Source organism: Roseobacter sp. HKCCA2468, assembly GCF_037805105.1.
Classification (GTDB): Bacteria; Pseudomonadota; Alphaproteobacteria; order Rhodobacterales; family Rhodobacteraceae; genus M30B80.
In genome coordinates this window covers 123,924-143,747 of sequence record NZ_JBBLYN010000001.1, presented here as the reverse complement: position 1 = coordinate 143,747, position 19,824 = coordinate 123,924, and the positions used below count along the sequence as shown (strand labels likewise).

Annotated in this window: 21 protein-coding genes; 9 read left to right on the top strand and 12 right to left on the bottom strand. The window is 57.2% G+C overall.

The window, feature by feature from the left end:
• Positions 1-54: 54 nt before the first annotated feature.
• The 3 genes from topA to AAC620_RS00700 all read left to right on the top strand — a co-directional run bounded on the left by topA (position 55) and on the right by AAC620_RS00700 (position 4,106).
• Positions 55-2,736: a type I DNA topoisomerase gene (gene topA, locus AAC620_RS00710; protein WP_340242288.1), complete on the top strand. Its 2,682-nt coding sequence runs from the start codon at positions 55-57 to the stop codon at positions 2,734-2,736.
• Positions 2,733-3,326, top strand: coding sequence for a nitroreductase family protein (locus AAC620_RS00705; RefSeq protein WP_340242287.1), 594 nt, complete (start codon positions 2,733-2,735; stop codon positions 3,324-3,326). Before topA ends, AAC620_RS00705 begins: the two co-directional genes overlap by 4 nt.
• A gap of 78 nt (positions 3,327-3,404) precedes the next feature.
• Positions 3,405-4,106 (top strand): EI24 domain-containing protein, encoded by a 702-nt coding sequence (locus AAC620_RS00700; RefSeq protein WP_340242285.1) that lies wholly within the window; start codon positions 3,405-3,407, stop codon positions 4,104-4,106.
• Here AAC620_RS00700 and AAC620_RS00695 read toward each other — a convergent pair.
• A complete protein-coding gene (locus tag AAC620_RS00695; protein WP_340242284.1) occupies positions 4,100-4,387 on the bottom strand; it encodes a DUF1467 family protein in 288 nt (95 codons plus the stop codon). The genes AAC620_RS00700 and AAC620_RS00695 overlap by 7 nt on opposite strands.
• Complete coding sequence (mce, locus tag AAC620_RS00690) at positions 4,387-4,791, bottom strand: methylmalonyl-CoA epimerase (protein ID WP_317655163.1); 405 nt, start codon at positions 4,789-4,791, stop codon at positions 4,387-4,389. The genes AAC620_RS00695 and mce overlap by 1 nt, the downstream gene beginning before the upstream one ends.
• Positions 4,792-4,935: 144 nt before the next feature.
• On the opposite strand from mce, the gene AAC620_RS00685 reads away from it, so the two are divergent.
• A complete protein-coding gene (locus AAC620_RS00685) occupies positions 4,936-5,631 on the top strand; it encodes a response regulator (protein ID WP_340242283.1) in 696 nt (231 codons plus the stop codon).
• On the opposite strand, the gene AAC620_RS00680 is transcribed toward AAC620_RS00685, so the two are convergent.
• From AAC620_RS00680 to AAC620_RS00670, 3 genes are all read right to left on the bottom strand, one after another.
• Complete coding sequence (locus AAC620_RS00680; RefSeq protein ID WP_340242282.1) at positions 5,626-6,324, bottom strand: GNAT family N-acetyltransferase; 699 nt, start codon at positions 6,322-6,324, stop codon at positions 5,626-5,628. The two genes, AAC620_RS00685 and AAC620_RS00680, sit on opposite strands and share 6 nt — an antisense overlap.
• Positions 6,325-6,402: 78 nt before the next feature.
• A complete protein-coding gene (aspS, locus tag AAC620_RS00675) occupies positions 6,403-8,181 on the bottom strand; it encodes an aspartate--tRNA ligase (RefSeq protein ID WP_340243559.1) in 1,779 nt (592 codons plus the stop codon).
• 149 nt (positions 8,182-8,330) lie between these two features.
• Entirely contained in the window at positions 8,331-8,654 is a 324-nt protein-coding gene (locus AAC620_RS00670; protein ID WP_317655166.1) for a 2Fe-2S iron-sulfur cluster-binding protein, read from the bottom strand.
• A 147-nt stretch (positions 8,655-8,801) separates the two neighbouring features.
• Between AAC620_RS00670 and AAC620_RS00665 the strand changes: the two genes are divergently transcribed.
• The gene (locus AAC620_RS00665) at positions 8,802-9,164 is read left to right on the top strand and encodes an OB-fold nucleic acid binding domain-containing protein (protein ID WP_317655167.1); all 363 of its coding nucleotides are present in this window, start codon (positions 8,802-8,804) and stop codon (positions 9,162-9,164) included.
• An 88-nt stretch (positions 9,165-9,252) separates the two neighbouring features.
• Positions 9,253-9,849: a peptidoglycan-binding domain-containing protein gene (locus AAC620_RS00660; protein WP_340242281.1), complete on the top strand. Its 597-nt coding sequence runs from the start codon at positions 9,253-9,255 to the stop codon at positions 9,847-9,849.
• Here the strand turns inward: AAC620_RS00660 and AAC620_RS00655 are convergent.
• The 4 genes from AAC620_RS00655 to AAC620_RS00640 all read right to left on the bottom strand — a co-directional run bounded on the left by AAC620_RS00655 (position 9,804) and on the right by AAC620_RS00640 (position 13,935).
• Positions 9,804-10,856 (bottom strand): GGDEF domain-containing protein, encoded by a 1,053-nt coding sequence (locus tag AAC620_RS00655; protein ID WP_340242280.1) that lies wholly within the window; start codon positions 10,854-10,856, stop codon positions 9,804-9,806. The genes AAC620_RS00660 and AAC620_RS00655 overlap by 46 nt on opposite strands.
• The gene (locus AAC620_RS00650; protein ID WP_340242278.1) at positions 10,853-11,452 is read right to left on the bottom strand and encodes a heme NO-binding domain-containing protein; all 600 of its coding nucleotides are present in this window, start codon (positions 11,450-11,452) and stop codon (positions 10,853-10,855) included. The genes AAC620_RS00655 and AAC620_RS00650 overlap by 4 nt, the downstream gene beginning before the upstream one ends.
• Positions 11,453-11,547: 95 nt before the next feature.
• Positions 11,548-13,110 carry a trimethylamine methyltransferase family protein gene (locus AAC620_RS00645; protein ID WP_340242277.1) on the bottom strand — a complete coding sequence of 521 codons (1,563 nt, stop codon included), beginning with the start codon at positions 13,108-13,110 and terminating at the stop codon, positions 11,548-11,550.
• A 123-nt stretch (positions 13,111-13,233) separates the two neighbouring features.
• On the bottom strand, positions 13,234-13,935 hold the full coding sequence (locus tag AAC620_RS00640; protein WP_340242276.1) for an HAD family hydrolase: 702 nt from the start codon (positions 13,933-13,935) through the stop codon (positions 13,234-13,236).
• Positions 13,936-14,045: 110 nt separating this feature from the next.
• Here AAC620_RS00640 and AAC620_RS00635 point away from each other — a divergent pair, with 110 nt between their 5' ends.
• Entirely contained in the window at positions 14,046-14,378 is a 333-nt protein-coding gene (locus tag AAC620_RS00635; protein ID WP_340242275.1) for a MarR family winged helix-turn-helix transcriptional regulator, read from the top strand.
• A gap of 125 nt (positions 14,379-14,503) precedes the next feature.
• Here the strand turns inward: AAC620_RS00635 and AAC620_RS00630 are convergent, their stop codons facing one another.
• On the bottom strand, positions 14,504-14,788 hold the full coding sequence (locus tag AAC620_RS00630; RefSeq protein ID WP_317655174.1) for a DUF3572 family protein: 285 nt from the start codon (positions 14,786-14,788) through the stop codon (positions 14,504-14,506).
• Between the two features lie 160 nt (positions 14,789-14,948).
• Here AAC620_RS00630 and AAC620_RS00625 point away from each other — a divergent pair, with 160 nt between their 5' ends.
• Positions 14,949-16,319 carry a diguanylate cyclase domain-containing protein gene (locus AAC620_RS00625; RefSeq protein WP_340242273.1) on the top strand — a complete coding sequence of 457 codons (1,371 nt, stop codon included), beginning with the start codon at positions 14,949-14,951 and terminating at the stop codon, positions 16,317-16,319.
• Positions 16,320-16,323: 4 nt separating this feature from the next.
• On the opposite strand, the gene AAC620_RS00620 is transcribed toward AAC620_RS00625, so the two are convergent.
• Positions 16,324-17,523, bottom strand: coding sequence for a DegT/DnrJ/EryC1/StrS family aminotransferase (locus AAC620_RS00620; protein ID WP_340242272.1), 1,200 nt, complete (start codon positions 17,521-17,523; stop codon positions 16,324-16,326).
• A gap of 41 nt (positions 17,524-17,564) precedes the next feature.
• Entirely contained in the window at positions 17,565-18,293 is a 729-nt protein-coding gene (locus tag AAC620_RS00615) for an HAD hydrolase-like protein (RefSeq protein WP_340242271.1), read from the bottom strand.
• 174 nt (positions 18,294-18,467) lie between these two features.
• On the opposite strand from AAC620_RS00615, the gene glmU reads away from it, so the two are divergent.
• The gene (gene glmU, locus AAC620_RS00610; RefSeq protein ID WP_340242270.1) at positions 18,468-19,820 is read left to right on the top strand and encodes a bifunctional UDP-N-acetylglucosamine diphosphorylase/glucosamine-1-phosphate N-acetyltransferase GlmU; all 1,353 of its coding nucleotides are present in this window, start codon (positions 18,468-18,470) and stop codon (positions 19,818-19,820) included.
• The last annotated feature ends 4 nt before the right edge of the window (positions 19,821-19,824 follow it).

Genomic DNA, 19,824 nt, shown 5'->3' with positions numbered 1-19,824 from the left:
ATGTTGCGCGACCTAAGACCGATTACATTTCCATAAAAAGTTAGGTTGCCACTCATGCCCGTTGTCGTTGTCGAATCGCCCGCCAAGGCCAAGACGATCAATAAATATCTGGGCGCGAATTATACGGTTTTGGCCTCCTACGGCCATGTGCGCGACCTGCCCCCCAAGGATGGCTCAGTCGATCCTGACGCAGGGTTTGAGATGAAATGGGAGGTCGCCACCGATAGCAAAAAGCACATCAAGGCGATTGTGGATGCGCTGAAATCTGACCCCGATTTGATCCTTGCCACCGACCCTGACCGCGAGGGTGAAGCGATTTCTTGGCACTTGCTTGAGGCGTTGACGCAGAAAAAGGCACTTAAGAAAGACACGCCCGTGCGCCGCGTTGTGTTCAACGCAATCACGAAAACCGCTGTGACCCAAGCGATGGAGGCCCCGCGCGAGGTCGATATGGAATTGGTCGATGCCTATTTGGCACGGCGGGCGTTGGATTATTTGGTAGGGTTCACCCTTAGCCCCGTTTTGTGGCGCAAATTGCCCGGATCAAAATCAGCAGGCCGTGTGCAATCCGTCTGCCTGCGTCTGATCGTTGAGCGCGAAATGGAAATCGAGGCCTTCCGCGCCCAAGAATATTGGTCAGTGCGCGCGGGCCTTGTGACGCCGCGCGGACAGGGGTTTGAGGCGCGTTTGACCCATTTTGGGGGCAAGAAGTTGGATAAATTCGACTTGGCCACGCAATCCTCGACCCAGATGGCGGTTAGTGCGGTGGCAAGCCGCGCGCTCACTGTGACCAGTGTCGAGGCGAAACCTGCCACCCGCAATCCAAGCCCGCCCTTTATGACCTCGACCCTGCAACAAGAGGCCAGCCGCAAATTTGGCATGGGCGCGCGCCAAACCATGAGCGCGGCACAGCGTCTCTATGAGGCGGGGCATATCACCTATATGCGAACAGACGGGATCGACATGGCCCCCGAGGCGGTGATGTCCGCCCGCGACACAATCCGCGCACGATTTGGCGAAGACTTCCTGCCAAAATCCCCACGGATATATAAGAACAAGGCGAAAAACGCCCAAGAGGCGCATGAATGTATCCGCCCCACCGATATGTCCATGGGGCCAGAAAAGCTGCGCATCACGGATGCGGATCAGAAAAAACTCTACGAACTGATCTGGAAACGCACCATCGCAAGCCAGATGGAAGCCGCCCGCCTTGAACGCACCACGGTTGATATTTCCTCAAACGATGAGAATGTCGTGCTGCGCGCAAGCGGTCAGGTGATCCAGTTTGAGGGTTTCCTCAAGGTTTATGTAGAAGGGCGCGATGACACCGATGAGCAAGACGCAAATCGCCTGCCCAATATGGCGGTTGGCGACAAGCTTGACTTTGATCAAAGCAGTTTGATGGATGATTTCACCAAGGCCTTGGATGGGGCCACAGCCAGCGAAAGCGGCGGCTTGCGCCTCTCGGAAGGGGGCATCATCGACAATTCAGGCGCAGTATTCGGACAGCGCCACTTCACCCAACCGCCCCCCCGCTACACCGAGGCCACTTTGGTCAAGCGGATGGAAGAATTGGGCATTGGCCGCCCGTCCACCTATGCCTCTATCGTCACCACGATCCAAGATCGCGGCTATGTGCTCAAAGATAAGGGGCGCCTGATCCCCGAGGATAAGGGGCGCTTGGTCACAATATTCCTCAGCAATTATTTCCAGAAATATGTGGGCTATGATTTCACCGCGGATTTGGAAAACCAACTGGATGAGGTCAGTGCAGGCGCGCGCGATTGGCGCGATTTGCTGACCCGTTTCTGGCGCGATTTCAAAGCGGCGGTCGATGAAACCGCCGAGTTGCGGATCACCGATGTTTTGGAAAAAATCAACGAGGTGTTGGAACCGCATCTCTTCCGTCCGCGCCCCGATGGTGGTGATCCACGCCAATGTCAGGCATGTGGTGAAGGGCGTCTTTCGTTGCGCACAGCGCGCTCTGGCGGGGCGTTTATCGGCTGCTCCAATTACCCTGAATGTCGCTATACCCGCCCCCTCGCCCCCAATGGCGAGGAAAGCGAGGGCGATAAAATGCTGGGGGTCGAACCCGAGAGCGGACAGGCCGTTTGGCTGAAAGCAGGGCGGTTTGGCCCTTATGTTCAATTGGACGAAGCGACCGAAGACAACCCAAAACCGCCGCGCGCCTCACTGCCCAAAACATGGCCCCCTGCGGGCATGGATTTGGAGAAAGGGCTGCGCCTCTTGTCATTGCCCCGCGCGATTGGTGCGCATCCTGAGGATGGCGTTTTGGTCGAGGCGGGCATTGGCCGTTACGGGCCTTATGTCAAGCATGGCAGCCTTTACGCAAACCTGCCCGAGGTGGATGAGGTGTTCGAGATCGGCATGAACCGCGCGGTTGAGGTTTTGGCCGCCAAGGCCGCCTCGCGCGGTGCAGGCCGTGGGGCCACGGCCGCCCCTCTCAAAGAGTTGGGCGAGCATCCTGAGGGCGGGGCGGTTCAGGTGATGAATGGCCGCTATGGGCCATATGTGAAATGGGCCAAAATCAATGCGACCCTGCCCAAGGGCACCGAACCCGAAGCCGTCACGATGGAGGAGGCCTTGGCGCTGATCGCGGCCAAGGCCGCCAAAGGCGGGAAAACCCCGCGCAAGGCCGCCACCAAGAAAGCCGCCCCCAAAGCCGCTGCCAAAAAGAAGGCAGCCCCGAAAAAGGCTGCGGCGAAAAAATCATGACGGACGCCCCCTATCAGCCCCCGCATTGGCCAGAATTGGCGGAATTTTTGCGCCTGCGCAGATCTACCCCTGCGCAGCTGCTCAATGCCCCCGCGCCTGCGGGGACGGTGTTGGAAGATATCCTCACATCCGCCCTGCGGGTGCCAGATCACGGAAAATTGGCCCCGTGGCGCATCGTTGTTCATGGGCCAGAAAGCCGTGCGGGCTTGGCCGCGCTCACCCGCGAATTGGGCCATGGCGCAGGCCGCGTGCCCGAAAAGGTCGAAAAATCCGCCGCGGCATTTGACCAATCCCCTCTTGTGGTCGCGGTTCTGTCTCACCCCGTTGCGCATGATGCGATCCCCCTGTTGGAACAGCAGCTGTCGGCAGGGGCAGTCTGTCTTGAAATGATGCATGCCGCGATGGCCCACGGGTTTGGCGCAAATTGGCTGAGCGGTTGGATGGCTTTTGATCCCGAATTTTTATCCCGTGCCTATGGCATTACAGCGCCGCAATTCGTGGCAGGGTTCATTCATCTTGGAACGCCAAGCGCCAAGGCCCCAGAACGCCCCCGCCCCGAGATGGGCGATATCGTCACATATCGCGATTAGGGCGTGACCTTGCCCTTGCGCCACGATGGGGCCTGCCCCACCTAAGCACAGACCTGCCCCAAAAGGAGCCATCTCAACATGGCCGCATTACTTGCTGATTTCCTAAAATCCGTTTTGCAATTCCGCGACAGGCGCTTTTTGCGCGTTTTGTTGATCGGCGTGGCGTTGACCATTGCGTTGCTGGTTGCGATCTCAGCGGCGGTTCTGATCTTTTTGGGATGGCTCTTGCCTGATGCAATCACCCTGCCTTGGATTGGCACAATCAGTTTCTTTGGGGCGGCACTCTCATGGGCGGCCGTGCCATTTTTGATCTTGCTGTCATCGGTGATGATGGTGCCTGTGGCCTCGGCCTTTACGGGGTTTTTCTTAGACGAAATCGCAGATGCGGTTGAAGCAGAACATTACCCCCAGCTGCCGCCCGCCCGCCATGTGAAATTGGCCGAAGCCATCGGTGACAGCCTACGATTTTTGGGCGTGATCCTATTGGCCAACACATTGGCCTTGGTTCTTTATTTCACGCCCTTCGCCCCCTTTGTATTCTGGGGGTTTAACGGGTTTCTCTTGGGGCGTGAATATTCGCAGATGGTGGCACAGCGCCGCCTCGATCGCGTATCGGCGATTGAATTTCGGCGCAAAAATCGCCTGACATTTTTTGCAGGCGGGGTCATGATGGCACTCCCCTTAAGCGTGCCAATCTTGAACCTCATCGTGCCCATATTGGGAGCTGCGACCTTTACCCATATAGCCCATCGGGTGGGCCTGACGGGGGCGCGTCAATAGGTGCTGTCGCCCATGCCAAAGAGGGCAAAGAGGTTAATATCTTCGATAGAGACACGACCCGATAAAATGATCCCCGCGATCACGGCCCAGATCAGCGTGGCAATGGCTGTGTTGATCAACAGGTTGCGGCGCAGGTTAAAGCTTGAGGCGGGGGCAGATTGCGATGTGCCGCGCGCGGCCTCGCCCTCATCCCCTTGGGTGCGCACGAAAAACGGCAATGTCACAAACAGCGACATGAACCATACAATCGCATAAACCACGAGGCCTGTGACAATACCCATTAGACCTGCTCCAATTCGACCAATGTGCCTGTGAAATCTTTGGGGTGGAGGAATAACACGGGCTTGCCATGTGCCCCAATTTTCGGCTCCCCCGTGCCCAAAACGCGCGCGCCACTGGCCTGAAGCTTATCGCGCGCCGCCAAAATATCTTCGACCTCGTAGCAAATATGGTGAATGCCGCCTGAGGGGTTTTTCTCTAGAAAACCCGCGATGGGGGAATTTTCGCCCAAAGGATAGAGCAACTCGATCTTGGTATTGGGCAATTCGATGAAGACCACCGTCACCCCGTGATCAGGTTCGTCCTGCGGCGCGCCAACTTTTGCGCCAAGCGTATCACGATATTGCGCTGACGCGGCCTCGAGATCAGGCACAGCAATGGCCACATGGTTCAATCTACCGATCATTTTCATCTCCTTGGGTCACTCGCCCCACGATATGCCTGCGCAAAATCCTGTGGGCAAGAGGCGTGTGGTCGCGCCCCGTTTACCCTTCGGTAACCGCGACAGGCTGTAATCGGGGGAGGGAATCACAAATTCGAGGTGCCTGAAATGGATGAGTTCAAATTGCCGCCAACCCGTCAGGCGAAAATGCAGGCGCTAAATCCGCTGATGGGGCTGACCATTTTAATCGTTGAGGATAGCCGATACGCCTCGGAATCGCTGCGATTGCTGAGCCTGCGTTCGGGCGCGCGGATCAGGCGGGCCGATTGCCTGTCCTCCGCGCGGCGTCACCTGCAGGTCTATCGCCCCAGCGTGGCCATTATCGACCTCGGTCTACCAGATGGGTCTGGCTTGGATTTGATCCAAGATTTGGCCATGGCAAGCCCCCGCTTGCCCGTGATCTTGGCCTGTTCCGCCGCTGACCCCCATGACAGCGCCGCCGAGGCAAAGACCGCAGGTGCCGATGGGTTTTTGGCCAAACCCATCGGCACCCTCGCGCATTTCCAAGAAACAATCCTGCGCCATTTGCCCCCCGATTTGGCCCCTAAAACCCCCCATGCTGTGGCAGGCGACACCGTGATCCCCGACCCTATTGCCTATCGCGAGGATTTGACCCATGCGATTGATCTCTTGGATCAGCCAGACCCGCCCCTGCCCTATCTGCGCCCCTTCTTAATGGGCATCGCGCAGGAGGCGGGCGACCGCGAATTGGCCGAAGCCGCGCGCGGTCTGATGCGCGACACCCGCGCGGCGCTGCGCCATGCGCTGACACAAAAAATCGCGGAAATCAGCCCACGACTATGAGCCAAGCGCGGGGTCGCGCGCCACCCGCACCAATCCCGTCAGGTCAGAAAGACGTTCGATCTGGCGCCCTGTCGCATCGAAATTCTGCGGCAAAAGCCATGCGGTAAAGGCCTCTTTCAGCGCGGGATATTCCGCATCAATGGCGGCAAACCATGCGGTGTCACGATTTTTGCCTTTGACGATATTGTCTTGGCGAAACACCCCTTCATAACTCAGGCCCAAACGCTGCGCCGCGCGGCGCGAGGGGATATTGCGCGCATCGCATTTCCACTCAAACCGCCGATACCCCGCCTCAAAGGCCCATGACATCATCATAAAAAACGCTTCGGTCGCGGCGGGACTTTTTTGCAAGGCGGGGCCAAGGCAGATATGCCCCAATTCAATCGATCCTTTCTCAGGCGCGATACGCAAATAAGAGGCCACGCCCATCACCTGTCCCCGCGCCATGTCGCGGATTGCGTAAAACACAGGATCTTCGCCCGCCTCAAAGCCGCGCAAAAAGCGATGATAGGCGGCGGCAGAAATGAAAGGGCCATAGGGCAGAAACTGCCACAATTCTTGCGCGCCGTCATAGGCCCGAAACAGCTCATCCGCGTGCAAATGCGCCCTGAGCCGTTCAAGCCGCGCATAGCGCCCTTGCCGTTGTTGGAATTCGGGCCGCGCGGGCGGCACATATTTTGACAAATCCTGCATCGTAACCCCCATCAAAACGCGAAAAGGCCCCCACCCATCAGGGCAGAGGCCACAAAAATTGGCAAGGGTGAAACGGGATCAGTCGCGCGGCAAAACCCGCAGACCCAATTCCATCAGCTGATCTGGCATCGGCTCGGAGGGTGCATTCATCATCACATCTTCCGCGCGTTGGTTCATCGGGAAGAGGATCACCTCGCGGATATTCGCCGTTTCCGCCAAGAGCATCACGATGCGGTCAATCCCCGCCGCACAGCCGCCATGAGGCGGCGCGCCGAATTGGAACGCATTGACCATACCACCAAAACGGCGGCGGACTTCGTCCTCACCATAGCATGCAAGTTCAAACGCCTTGAACATGATCTCAAGCTTGTGGTTGCGGATCGCACCCGACACCAATTCATAGCCGTTACAGGCTAGGTCATATTGATATCCCAGCACCTCAAGCGGGTCACCCGCAAGCGCCTCAATCCCGCCTTGGGGCATCGAGAACGGGTTGTGGCTGAAATCGATTTTGCCCGTTTCCTCGTCCTTTTCATACATCGGAAAATCCACGATCCATGCAAAGGCGAAGCGGTTCTCGTCAATCAACCCCAATTCGCGGCCCACTTCGGTGCGCGCGCGCCCTGCAACGGCCTCGAAATCCGCGGGCTTGCCTGCCATAAAGAACACCGCGTCACCGACACTAAGGCCCAATTGCGTGCGGATGGCCTCGGTGCGTTCAGGGCCAATATTTTTGGCCAAGGGGCCTGCGGCCTCCATCGTGCCATCCTCGCCTTCGCGCCAGAACATATACCCCATCCCAGGCAGGCCTTGACCTTGCGCCCATGAATTCATGCGGTCACAGAATTTGCGGCTGCCGCCTGTGGGGGCAGGAATGGCGCGCACTTCGGTGCCGTCCTGCTCGAGGATTTTTGCAAAAATCGCAAAGCCCGAGTCTTTGAAATGCTCGCTCACAACTTCCATTTTGATCGGGTTGCGCAGGTCTGGCTTATCGGTGCCATACCATAGCGCAGCATCTTTATAAGAAATCAGCGGCCAGTCTTGATCGACCTTCTTGCCGCCACCAAATTCCTCGAACAGGCCTTTGAGCACGGGTTGGATCGTATCAAACACATCTTGCTGTGTCACAAAGCTCATTTCCATGTCGAGCTGATAGAAATCAGTCGGCGAGCGATCCGCGCGCGGGTCTTCATCGCGGAAACAAGGGGCGATTTGGAAATATTTATCAAAGCCCGACACCATCAACAGCTGCTTAAACTGCTGTGGCGCCTGTGGCAGCGCGTAGAATTTGCCAGGATGCAGACGCGAAGGCACAAGAAAATCGCGCGCGCCCTCAGGGCTAGAGGCCGTGATAATTGGGGTCTGGAATTCGCGAAAGCCTTTGTCCCACATCCGCTTGCGAATTGAGGCCACAACATCAGAACGCAAGGTCATATTCTTTTGCATCACCTCGCGGCGCAAATCGAGATAGCGATAGCGCAGGCGGGTTTCCTCAGGATATTCCTGATCGCCAAAGACCGTCAGGGGCAATTCATTCGCCGCACCCAGAACCTCGAGATCCCGAATGAAAACTTCAATTTCGCCTGTAGGAATTTTTGGGTTCACAAGGCTGGCATCACGGGCCTTCACCTCGCCATCGATGCGGATACACCATTCCGCACGCAGTTTTTCAACCTCGGCAAAAACGGGGCTGTCGGGATCACAGAGAACTTGTGTCATCCCATAATGGTCGCGCAGGTCAATGAACAAAACCCCACCATGATCGCGCACCCGATGAACCCAGCCCGAGAGGCGGATCGTTTGACCGACATTTTCCTTGGTCAGGTCTGCGCAGGTATGGCTGCGGAAAGCGTGCATCACGAAATATCCTATATATTGGCCTTGTTTTTGGCCTGTCATCTCTGTGCCGCCGATACACATGGAGCGGGGCGCGAAGTCAACCCCAAGCAGCGAAAAGCCCGCGACTGCACAGCGCGGGCTTTGGTGTCATTCTGAGGCCTGTTGGCTCAAATTTGTTTTTCTGGCATCTGCACGACCAGACCATCAAGCGCATCTGTCACCTTCAACTGGCAGGTCAGGCGCGAACGCCCCTCGTCTGGTTTATAGGCGAATTCCAGCATATCCTGTTCCATCGCGTCCATGCTTGGCAGTTTTGCGACCCAATCAGGATGCACATAAACATGGCAGGTCGAACAGGCGCAGGCGCCGCCGCAATCAGCCTCAATGCCAGGAATGCCATTGTCGCGCGCGCCTTCCATCACGGTCAACCCGTTTGGCACATCAACGACATGCTCGGTTCCGTTATGTTCGATATAAGTGATCTTAGCCATAAACGCGCACTTTCTTGCTGTTAACCTCGGATCTTGTCTAGGTAGCGTTCCTTGCTGCCGCTTTCTAGCCCCGAAATTTATGTCATGCAGTCGCGCTTGCATCTCAAGGCAAATGTTCTATTTTTGTTCTTAAACAGGATATCTGCCATGGAACCCGATCTCGCCCCACGCGTTTGGCCCAAACCGCCCGATTGCCTGCCCCATCATTTGCTGCATCTGCCCCATGAGGGGGCGCGGGTTGCGGTGGCGGGCTTGGTGGTGCTGCGCCAAAGACCAGGCACGGCCAAAGGTGTGATTTTCATCACCTTGGAAGATGAGTTTGGCACCTGCAATGTGATCATCTGGCAGAAAATATATCAGCAATTTCGCCGTGCGGTTATCGCAGCGCGGCTGATGCGCGTGACGGGGCGGCTGCAACGGCAGGCGGGCATCACCCATATCATCGCCGAGCAGATCGAAGATATATCGCCCCTGCTGGATGAGATTGTTTTGCACCACACCGCCCCCTAGAGCGTCACAGCCTGCGCAAAGCCATTGCCCTTTGAGCCAGTTTGCCTATTGTTTTGGAAAAATAAGAATAACCTTGAGGCATAAATTTATGGCGCGCAGTGTTCTTTGCGGCATGATTGGGGTGGCATTTGGCCTCTCGGGCTGTGTCATGGGCGCGCCTTTCGAGATTGACCCTGAACAGCGTGGTCAAATTGCCCCCCATATTGCAGAAGTGCAGCGCGGATCAGGCCCACCTGATGCCCGTCCCGAGGCCTGTTATGGGCTACAGGTGACGCCTGCGGTGATTGAAACTGTGACCGAGCAGATCATCACCCGCCCCGCACGCCTTGGTGCGGAGGGTCAGGTGGTGACCCCTGCAACCTATCGCACAGAAACCCGTCAGGTGATTGTTGAGGAACGGCGCGAAAGATGGTTTGAAACCATTTGCGATCTTGAGCGCAACCCTGAGCTTTTGACCACCTTGCAGCGCGCGCTGCAGGCCCGCGGGCAGTATCAAGGCGCAATCACAGGGCAATTAGACACCCCGACCAAGGCCGCCATTCGCGCCTTTCAACGCGGGCAAGGCCTCGACAGCCCGATTTTATCTCTGCCCGCAGCGCGACAATTGGGGTTGGCGGTTTGGTATCCCGAATTATTGGATCAGCCCGATGAGGCAATAGCCACAGGCGATGCCACCCCCAGCTGAGGCGGGGCAGCAAAGGCAAATCCTGCCCGCCCTGCGGCCTTGGCGTTATAGAGCGCCTCATCAGCCGCCTGCAGCATGGCGCGGGCATCTTGCGCAAAATCCGTTGAAATCGCGATCCCAACAGAGGCCGAGATGCGCGCAACCCCGCCTTCGACTGTGATGGGGGCCTCAAGATGGGCAATCAGCCGCGCTGCGAGATCTGCAAGGATCGTGGGATCAATGGCATTGGCGATCATCACCACAAATTCATCGCCCCCCAAACGCGCGGCGAAATCACCCGCGCGGATGTCACTGCGCAAGATACGCCCAACTTGGGTCAGCACAAGATCACCTGCCGCATGACCATATTGATCATTCACCGCCTTGAAATAATCCAGATCAATATGCAGCAGGGCAAAGGGCCGCTCGATGCGCGACAAGAGGCGCGGCAGCGCGCGTTCCAAGGCACGGCGATTGGCAAGCCCCGTGAGCGGATCTGTTAATGCCTCGCGCTCGGCCAACGCGCGGGCGGTAAAAAGGCGCTCTGTCAACGCGCGGCTTTCGGCCGCGACAGCGGTATTGGCCTCCTGCAAATAGAGCAATTCCACGGTCTGATCCGTGTGCGGAAAATCCGACATATGCAAAGCCCAGCGCGCGATGCCTTGGGTGAAATTCAGCCCCAATGACAGGCTGAGAACTGCGCCCTGCCCCCACGCGCTCATCACGCCGCGCAACATAATCTCGGGCGCGCTGCGCAGACATAGCTGCAAACGCTGCCCCGTTATGGCGCACAGCTCCTCAAAACTATTGGCCAGTTGCGGGGATTTGATCTGAACCAAGTCAAACAAAGGCTGCCCAATAAGCTGATCAGGCGGAACCTCTAACATTTTCGACACAGTTGGCCCGACCGAAACAATCCGCGCCTGATCATCGCAGGCCAGATGCATCGGCAAAAGCGGGGCCAAGCCCGCCCAAGGCAAGGCATAGGGGCCATGCGCCGCAAGTGATGAAGGGGCACGCGCCATCATGCCCGCGCCTCGGACAGGGGGGGCTGACCAATCAGGGCAAAGCTGCGCGCAGGGCCAAAGCCCAAATCGTGCAGCTCAATCGTAATGCAGCCCGGATTGGGTCGGATCACGGCCAAGGCCCCGTAATCATCTGCCATGGCCTGCAATGCGCCATAGATCAAGAACACCCCCCCCTCCATCATCCATGTGATGTCGAGATCAAAGCGCATCTGGTTTGGGCCATCCATGCAACGGATATTGATCTTGGGCAAATCAAGCAGGCGCAAGGCAAGCTGCCCGCGATCATGTAAATCTGCCAAAGACCAAATAAATTCGACAAAATCCCGCCCCCCAAAGCGCAAAAGGCGGCGCAGCCCCTCCATTCGGGGGTGGGTGACGAGGTAAAGACCCAACTCCTCCCACAGCGCGTCTTCGCTATGGCCCAAATGACCTGTCATAGCATCCAAAAGATACCGCGTGGATTGCGCATCGCTGGGCAACATGGGCTCGAACCCATCAAGGGGGGCGCCGGCAATGACCCGTATTTCCTCCCACGCGGCAGCGCCGTGCATATCTTGCACATATTGCTGAAATGCGCGGTTTACAAATCCCTGCATCGCACCGATTTACCTTGCAACATCAAACATCACTCTTTCCACGCTTAAGCGCAAAAGATTAACAAGATGCTGATGCATGCAGCAGGATCTGCGCGTTAGAAATCGGTGGGCGCGCCGCCCTCCTCCTTGCGCATGGCGACAAAGGCATCGAGTTCTTCGCGGATACTCGGATCAAGGGGTGGGTCTGTCGCCTCGGCCAAGATTGCCTTGTAAATCCCATGCGCGCGCTCGGCGCTCCAAACGGCGCCGTCTTTTTCCCACGCCTCGAAATTGCGCCAATCAGAATGAAACGGCTGATAAAAGGCCGTGCTATAACGGGCTTGGGTATGCGCCGTGCCAAAATAATGCCCCCCCGCCCCAACATCGCGCACGGCCTCAAAGGCCAGATCATCCGCATTGGTCTGGGTCAGAACGGGGTCAAAATAGCGTTGGAATTGTTGCAGCAATTCGCAATCCATCACGAATTTTTCGGGGCTTGCGATCAGCCCCCCTTCCAACCAACCTGCGGCGTGATAGACCATATTTGTGCCAGATTGCACCGCGGCCCACAGGCTTTGCAGGGTTTCGGCTTGGGCCTGCCCATCGGGCACATTGGCCGCGCAAACCCCGCTAGAGCGCAGAGGCAGCCCATAAAAACGGGCCATCTGCCCAGTCATTTGGGTGGCACGAATATATTCAGGTGTGCCAAAGGCAGGCGCACCTGATTTCATATCGACATTTGAGGTGAAGGTTCCAATCACGACAGGCGCGTGCGGCGCGATATATTGCAACAAGGCAATCGCCCCCAAAGCCTCGGCAATGGACAAGGACACAGCCCCCGCAAGGGTCACAGGCGCCATCGCCCCCGCCAAGGTGAAGGGTGTAACCACCACAGGCTGCCCGCGCCGCGCCATACGCATCGCCCCGTCCAACATTGGATAGTCATGTTTCAGCGGGCTGACCGAGTTGATATTGGTGTAAAACCGCGGTGTCGCCTCGAATTCCTCGTGGCTTAGGCCTGCGGCGATCCGCACCATCTCCATAGCGTCTTCAACCCGCTCTTTGCCAAGGCAGTAGGTATGCACGACCTTGTCAGTCGCGATAAGCTTTTCATGCAAACAATCCAAATGGCGGATTGAAGGATGAATATCTATCGGCTCAACAGGGTAGCCGCCTGCAAAGTGGATACAGTTAAAATATTGCGTCAATTTGATGAATTCGCGAAAGGTCGCAAAATCGCCCGCCCGTTTGCCGCGTACCATATCCCATGCATTGGGGGGGGAGGACACATTGCCAAAGAGAATATGCCCCTCGCCAATGGTCAGCTGACGCGCAGGGTTTCGCGGCGTCACTGTAAAGCTTTGAGGCGCACGCGCGACCATCTCGGTCACAAAATCAGGGTCAAAAAAGATCGTCTCGCCCTCTTGGCGGCAGCCTGCCTGCACCAATATTTGCCGCGCCTCAGGGTGCAGCATCTCAAGCCCAAGCTCGGACAGAATCCGCAGAGCGTTGTTGTGGATGGCCAAGACGCCCTCAGACGGCAAGGGTTCGGTTGGTTGATCTATATTTTGCGGAATACGCCACGGCATTTGCGCAATCGCATGTTGGCTGACACCTTGATGTTTAGCGCGCGTGCCCCCGGAACGGCGGCGTTTTGGATCAACTGTGGTTTCGGTCATAGGATCGGATCTTACAAAAAGGGAGATCAAAGCCCCTTTAGACTGCCCGCGCGAGGGCGGGAAAAACCCGACAAATTCCGACCAAACCCCCCGCCATTTTGACGCGAACAGACAAACGCAGCCTTAATGCCCCAGCCAAGCGGGAAGATGGCCAATGTCTGGCAACACGGCATCAGCATGCGGCATGAGCGTGCCATGATCGGCAAGGCCCGTGAGAACGCCCACTGTCGCCATACCAGCGGCGCGGCCCGCCCGTAGATCATGCAGGCTATCGCCCACCATTACCGCGCGCGCAGGCGCAACACCACAGGCCTGTGCGATATGGGCGCACATGGCTGGGTCAGGTTTCGCACCATGCCCACTGTCGCACCCGATGACCTCGGCAAAATAGGGGCGGATCTCATGTGCCGCCAAATGGGCCTCGGCCTCGTCCTTTTGTCCATTGGTCGCAACAGCCAAGATGTAGCCCGCCTGCCGCAAGCCCGTGAGCAGCGGCGCTAACGGGGCCGCCTCGACCATGACAGCAGATTGTGCAAGGTGATTCAGACGCGCCGCGATCTGCTGCGGGGTAAAATCAGCCCCCAAAAGCGGGGCCAAGTGGTGCGCAGTCTCGTCCAGCGTGCCTGCAATAGCGACACTATCGGGCAAGAACACGCCACGCTCCGCATCAAAAGACAAGCGATTTGCAAGGGCGCGAAATAAAATTTCATCACCCCCCGCGAGCGCAAGCAGAGCCGATTTTGCCCAATTTTCCCAAGATTTAGCAAAGTCAAACAGTGTTCCATCTTTGTCAAATATTAACAATTGGAAGTAATTTTCTTGCATATTTTTGCTGCCCCCTTGTTTATTTTCCCATAAATTCGGCTAAAATGAGATAAATGACCACTTAATAATAACTTCTGTCAGACCCAGAACATATGGTAGCCGCCATGCAAATGACTGATGAGACGCCCACGGGGCGTTTGCATTCTAGTGTTGGTTTTAAACTACAGCGAACGGCGCGTGTATTTGAAAAATGCATCGAACTATCCCTACGCCATAGTGGTCTGTCGCGGGTGAATTGGTGCATTTTATTGGCCCTGCATGAACATAATTTGACAAGCCCCTCGGAAATTTCCGACTTTGTCGGAATTGATCGCACTGCCACCTCGCGGGCGCTGCGGCAATTAGAGGAGTTGGGCACAATCAAGCGCAGCATCGATCCTTCTGATCGCCGTATGACCCAAGTCAAACTGACAAAGCGCGGGGTGGAATTGATGGCTTATTAACACCCCCCCTGCCGCGATCATTTGCAGATGATTGAGGGGCGATTAACCCCAGAAGAGCTGGATCAGCTGCGCTATCTCTTATGCAAGCTCAACGGGAATGAAGCCCCCAAAGGGGGCAGATAAACTTATGTCCAATGGGTGGCAGAGCGCCCAAGCATCACCTGCCGCAAGGTGACAAATTCATCTGGCGTGAGGCCAATTGCCCCCGCAGCCTCAACCACCCAAGCATCGTCTTGCGAGATGAATTCGACCACGGCGGATAAGAACCCGTGATCACCTTTGGCGATAGCGGCCCGCATATCTTCGACCGACAGGCCAGATGCGCCCAAGAACTGCCCCGTCAGCGCGTCATCGGACGAAAGCCACACAAGGGCTGCAATCGCCTTTTCCTGTGCGATTTCTTTCTTCATTCTTTGCATTCCTCGCGCATAGAAAGAATTTGTTAACCATTCCTCTTGTATCAATGCACATATCACTTGGGCCATGCATAACCCAAGACAAGACCTGATGGTGAAGGTCAAAACATAGGCGCGGGCAAACCCCGCGCGATCTAACGAGGATAGAGGTTATATGGGCGAGCGTATTTTGATCGTGGACGATGTCGCGACCAATCGCATCGTGCTAAAAGTGAAGCTGCGCAGCGCCTGTTACGAGGTTTTGCAGGCAAGCTCTGGCCATGAGGCGCTGCGCATGGCCCGTCATGCAGCCCCTGACCTGATCTTGTTGGATGTGATGATGCCCGATCTTGACGGGCTTTCGGTTTGTGCGCGCCTCAAACGTGACCCCGCCACGCGCGATATTCCAATCATCTTGATCACCTCGCGCCTTGATCACGCCTCAAAACTTGAGGGGCTGAATTCGGAGGCGGATGACTATCTTACCAAGCCCGTTGATGAAAACCAACTTCTGGCGCGGGTGCGGTCGCTTTTGCGCGAAACGAACGGCACAGCGGAACTGCGCCAACAAGGGGCAAGCGCCCTTGATCTGGCGCTTGAGGCGACCCCCGCCCCGAATGAGACAGAAAACACAATCGCCCTGATTGCACCCCGCCCTGAAACGGGACTGTTCTGGCGTGCAGGTTTGGCTGGGTTTCGGGGCCTGAACATTCGCATCATGACACGCAGTGAAGCGCTCTCTGATCTTTCGGCCAGTCAATCCGTTCCTGATATTTTTGTCATTGCCACAGACCTATCCCATCGCAACGAGGGGTTGCGCCTATTGTCTGATCTGCGCTCGCGCCCTGCCACGCGCCATGCGGGCATGATGACGGTTCTGCCTGCCAATGACGCCGAACGCGCCGCGATTGCGTTGGATTTGGGGGCGGGCGACATCATCTATGACCCCTTTGATCCCGCAGAAATGGCGGTGCGTCTTAAAACGCAATTGCGCCGCAAACGCCAAGCAGACCGTTTGCGCGCGGGCCTCTCTGCAGGGATGCAAATGGCCACCACGGACCCGCTGACAGGATTGTTCAATCGGCGTTATGCCATGTTTCAGCTTGACCGATTGCTGTGCGATATAAGCGGCAATCTGGCGGTGATGGTGATTGATATTGACCATTTCAAATCGGTGAATGATCGCTTTGGCCACGCCGCAGGGGATGCAATCCTGACGGATTTGGCCCTGCGTATGAAATCATTCCCTCCCGATGGCTGCGTCATCGCCCGCATGGGCGGGGAAGAATTCTTGGTCGCCACACCCGTGCGCGATGGCAGCGCGGCCTATCATCTCGCGGACACGCTGCGCGAGGTGATCTCGGGGCAAGGGTTTGTAATTGATACGATGGAAAGCCCGCTGACTATTACCGCAAGTATCGGTCTTGCAGTGGCCCATCCACAGAATAACCAAACCGCGCCCCGCCTAATTGAGGCCGCAGATGCGGCGCTTTACGCCTCAAAGGCCGATGGTCGAAATCGCACAAGCCTTGCCAAACCCGCCTGAGGCATCAGGGGGCATGCGCGATCACCTCATCGCGCAAAATCTCGGCGAGAAGATCCACATCTTCGGGCGCAAAGGTCAAAGGCAGCCTTAAATCAATCAACCCCGCCAAAATATGATCCGTTTTGGGCAGGGTTTGCGCAGGCGCATAGCGCCAACTGTCATAGCGCGAGGTAAAGGCAACAGGCTCGGCCGCGCCGAACCATTTCAGTTCAACACCCCGCCGCGCGGCCGCTTGGACGAATGCCGTGATTTTATCGGGCGACCAATCGGGCAAAAGGAATTGAAACGAGGATCCAACATAATCTTCGCGCGGATCGCGCTCGGTCAAGCGCAGATGGGGCAGATTGGCAAGCCCCGCCTCCATCCGCTCGTAAAGCTCGCGCCAACGCACCACTTGGCGCGGCAGATCGGCCAATTGCGGGCGCAGGATGGCGGCGCGCAAATTATCCATCCGCCCCGAAACATTGGGCGTCTCAAAACGTGCTTGGGCAAAAGCCTCAGGCGGGGGGGCGGCGCGGTGGCGGGTGTAAAGCATGTAGCTGCCCGACAGCAGAATGGCCCGCGCCATCACATCGGCATCATCACTGGTAAGGAAACCACCTTCACCTGAGTTGATATGCTTATAGGTCTGGGTGGAATAGCAGGCGATTTTGCCATGCCGCCCCGAGGCCAGACCATCCCATGCGGCCCCCATTGTATGGGCGCAATCCTCAATCACGGTGATGCCCGCCGCATCGCATATGTCCATCAAGCGGCCCATATCGCAGATATGCCCGCGCATATGCGACAACAGCAACACGCGCGCACCGCTGGCTTGGGCTTTGGTGTTCAAATCCTCAAGATCAATTGTTAAGTTTTCGGTCACCTCGACAAAGACAGGCACAGCGCCCACCGAGGCGATGGCACCAGGCACAGGGGCAAGCGTAAATCCGTTTGAGAGAACCAAATCCCCCTGCCCCACGCCAATTGCACGCAAGGCAGCCCCCATTGCATAGCCACCCGAGGCCACGGCAAGCGCATATCTTGCCCCTGTCATCGCGGCGAATTCCTCCTCCAGAAGGGCGGTTTCGGCAATCTCATCAGGGGCGGTGTTATAGCGGTGCAACCTGCCCGTTCGCAAAACCCGATTGGCCGCCTCAATCGCCGCCTCTGGGATTGGCTCTTGTTGGGTGAAAGACCGGGTGAAAATGGGTTTGTCGCTCATAGCGCACAGGTTAGGGTTCTCACGCGGCAGGTCAATTGAATTCACGCCGATAAGACCCGCTCAATCAGCGCAGGCAGATCGCTGTAATGATCCAAAATCGCCTCAGGGCTGAGCCGTGCAATATCGCCCCCCTCTGGCCCGAAGCCCACGAGAATAGAAGGCACCCCTGCCGCGCGCGCCGTTTCGCGGTCAGTGACTGTATCGCCGATCAAACAGGATTGCGGAAAATCGCGCACATCCGCCCCCAAATCCACGCCAAAGCGCCGCTTGGCCGCGCGGCGCAGCGTTTCATGATAGGGCGCCACATCTGGCTTTCGTGTGGGCAATGTATCGGCCCCGACCAAAGCATCAAAAAGATCAGAAACACCCAATTTCGCGACCAAATCCACGGCCAGCGCCTCGGGCTTATTGGTGCAAATCGCCGTTGCATGGCCTGCGGCACGCAACGCCTGCACCGCCTGAACCGCACCCTCATAAAGCCTTGTATGCCTGTCAATCGCGGCCCCATAAGCGGCAAGCAGACGGGGATAGCCCGCCTCGATGAAGGCCTCCTCCTGTGGCAGGTCAGACCCGCCCTGCGCCGCAAGCCGCGCATGGGAAAGCTTCAACATCGCCCGCCCGCCCCGAAAGGCACAAAGCGCGTCTTTTGGATGAGACAAAATCGCGGGCCATCCCGCCTCTGCCACCGCCTGATTGGCCGCAGCAAGAAGATCGGCGCTGGTATCAGCCAAAGTGCCATCCAAATCGAAAACGATAATATGCGCGCCCATTCTGTCCTCATGCCTCAGATGTGCCCCGCTTATGACCTAAAGGCGGATTTTCGCCAAGGGCCGATGGCACATCGTAACAAATCGAAAGAGGAAGTGACCGCCTGCGGGCTTTGCAGATCAAGTGAAGAAGGTTAAGAGAACACCAAACAGGCATAAATCCCAAAAGGCACCCTCATGAGCACACGCCCCGTTGCCCTGATCATTCTGGCCGCAGGCCAAGGGACGCGGATGAATTCCGACCTGCCCAAGGTGCTGCATCCTTTGGGCGGCGTTCCGATGATTGAACACAGCCTTGCCAGCGGCCTCAGCCTCGAGCCCGCGCGGGTTGTGGTGATCACAGGTCATGGCGCGGATCAAGTTGAGGCGGCCTTGGCCGACCACCCTGTGACCTGCATTCGCCAAAATGAACAATTGGGCACAGGTCATGCCGTGGCGCAGGCCCGCGCCGCGTTGGCGGATTTCACGGGCGATGCGGTGGTGTTGTTCGGCGATACGCCTTTTGTCAGCGAAGACAGCCTGACCAAATTGATCGCAGCCCGCGCTGATCATGATGTGGTCGTTTTGGGATTTGAGGCAGACACCCCTGCGCGCTATGGCCGCTTGGTGACCAAGGGCACGGCCTTGCATAAAATTGTCGAGGCCAAGGATGCGACCCCAGACGAGCTTGCCATAACTTTGTGTAATTCTGGCCTCATGGCCGCAGATGCCGCGCAATTATTCGACCTTTTGGAACAGGTCGATAACGCGAATGCCGCGGGCGAGTATTACCTGACAGATGTGCCTGCTTTGGTGCATAAGGCGGGCCTGAAAGCAGGCTATGTGACGTGCCCAGAAGCGGAAACCTTGGGGATCAATAGCCGTGCGGAACTGGCGCGCGCCGAAGGGATTTTTCAAGCAAGCCGCCGCGCCGAGATGCTAGATTTGGGCGTCACCATGCACGCGCCTGAGACAGTCTATTTTGCCCATGACACCTATATTGGCCGCGATGCGGTGATCGAGCCATTTGTGGTCTTCGGCCCCAATGTGACTGTTGAATCGGGCGCGCATATCCGCGCCTTCAGCCATCTTGAGGGCGCACATGTCTCGCAAGGGGCTGTTGTGGGGCCTTATGCCCGCCTGCGCCCTGGCGCTGAAATCGACAATGGTGCGCGGATCGGCAATTTCGTTGAGGTAAAATCAGCGCAAATCCAAGAAGGGGCTAAGGTCAACCACCTGTCCTATATCGGGGATGCGACCATCGGCGAAGGGGCCAATATCGGCGCAGGAACCATCACCTGCAATTATGATGGCGTGTTCAAACATCACACCGAAGTGGGCGCGCGGGCCTTTATTGGGTCAAACACGATGCTTGTGGCCCCTGTGACCATTGGTGCGGATGCACTGACCGCATCAGGTTCGGTGATCACCGAAAACGTGCCAGAGGGGGCTTTGGCGGTGGCGCGTGGACGGCAAGAAAACAAAGCGGGGCTTGCCACACGCCTGCGTGCGCGGCTGCTGGCGCTGAAAGAAAAGACCAAAAAGGGGTAAGGGC

Bases quoted from the DNA above. Each gene is read 5' to 3' on its own strand.
- AAC620_RS00655 (WP_340242280.1), bottom strand. From the start codon at position 10,856: ATGATGGCGCGTGCCCCTTCATCACTTGCGGCGCATGGCCCCTATGCC.
- AAC620_RS00620 (WP_340242272.1), bottom strand. From the start codon at position 17,523: ATGAGCGACAAACCCATTTTCACCCGGTCTTTCACCCAACAAGAGCCA.
- AAC620_RS00640 (WP_340242276.1), bottom strand. From the start codon at position 13,935: ATGCAAGAAAATTACTTCCAATTGTTAATATTTGACAAAGATGGAACA.
- mce (WP_317655163.1), bottom strand. From the start codon at position 4,791: ATGATCGGTAGATTGAACCATGTGGCCATTGCTGTGCCTGATCTCGAG.
- AAC620_RS00665 (WP_317655167.1), top strand. From the start codon at position 8,802: ATGGAACCCGATCTCGCCCCACGCGTTTGGCCCAAACCGCCCGATTGC.
- AAC620_RS00650 (WP_340242278.1), bottom strand. From the start codon at position 11,452: ATGCAGGGATTTGTAAACCGCGCATTTCAGCAATATGTGCAAGATATG.
- AAC620_RS00630 (WP_317655174.1), bottom strand. From the start codon at position 14,788: ATGAAGAAAGAAATCGCACAGGAAAAGGCGATTGCAGCCCTTGTGTGG.
- AAC620_RS00670 (WP_317655166.1), bottom strand. From the start codon at position 8,654: ATGGCTAAGATCACTTATATCGAACATAACGGAACCGAGCATGTCGTT.
- AAC620_RS00695 (WP_340242284.1), bottom strand. From the start codon at position 4,387: ATGGGTATTGTCACAGGCCTCGTGGTTTATGCGATTGTATGGTTCATG.
- AAC620_RS00660 (WP_340242281.1), top strand. From the start codon at position 9,253: ATGGCGCGCAGTGTTCTTTGCGGCATGATTGGGGTGGCATTTGGCCTC.
- AAC620_RS00645 (WP_340242277.1), bottom strand. From the start codon at position 13,110: ATGACCGAAACCACAGTTGATCCAAAACGCCGCCGTTCCGGGGGCACG.
- AAC620_RS00625 (WP_340242273.1), top strand. From the start codon at position 14,949: ATGGGCGAGCGTATTTTGATCGTGGACGATGTCGCGACCAATCGCATC.
- AAC620_RS00705 (WP_340242287.1), top strand. From the start codon at position 2,733: ATGACGGACGCCCCCTATCAGCCCCCGCATTGGCCAGAATTGGCGGAA.
- AAC620_RS00615 (WP_340242271.1), bottom strand. From the start codon at position 18,293: ATGGGCGCGCATATTATCGTTTTCGATTTGGATGGCACTTTGGCTGAT.
- AAC620_RS00685 (WP_340242283.1), top strand. From the start codon at position 4,936: ATGGATGAGTTCAAATTGCCGCCAACCCGTCAGGCGAAAATGCAGGCG.
- aspS (WP_340243559.1), bottom strand. From the start codon at position 8,181: ATGCACGCTTTCCGCAGCCATACCTGCGCAGACCTGACCAAGGAAAAT.
- AAC620_RS00700 (WP_340242285.1), top strand. From the start codon at position 3,405: ATGGCCGCATTACTTGCTGATTTCCTAAAATCCGTTTTGCAATTCCGC.
- AAC620_RS00680 (WP_340242282.1), bottom strand. From the start codon at position 6,324: ATGCAGGATTTGTCAAAATATGTGCCGCCCGCGCGGCCCGAATTCCAA.
- AAC620_RS00635 (WP_340242275.1), top strand. From the start codon at position 14,046: ATGACTGATGAGACGCCCACGGGGCGTTTGCATTCTAGTGTTGGTTTT.
- topA (WP_340242288.1), top strand. From the start codon at position 55: ATGCCCGTTGTCGTTGTCGAATCGCCCGCCAAGGCCAAGACGATCAAT.
- glmU (WP_340242270.1), top strand. From the start codon at position 18,468: ATGAGCACACGCCCCGTTGCCCTGATCATTCTGGCCGCAGGCCAAGGG.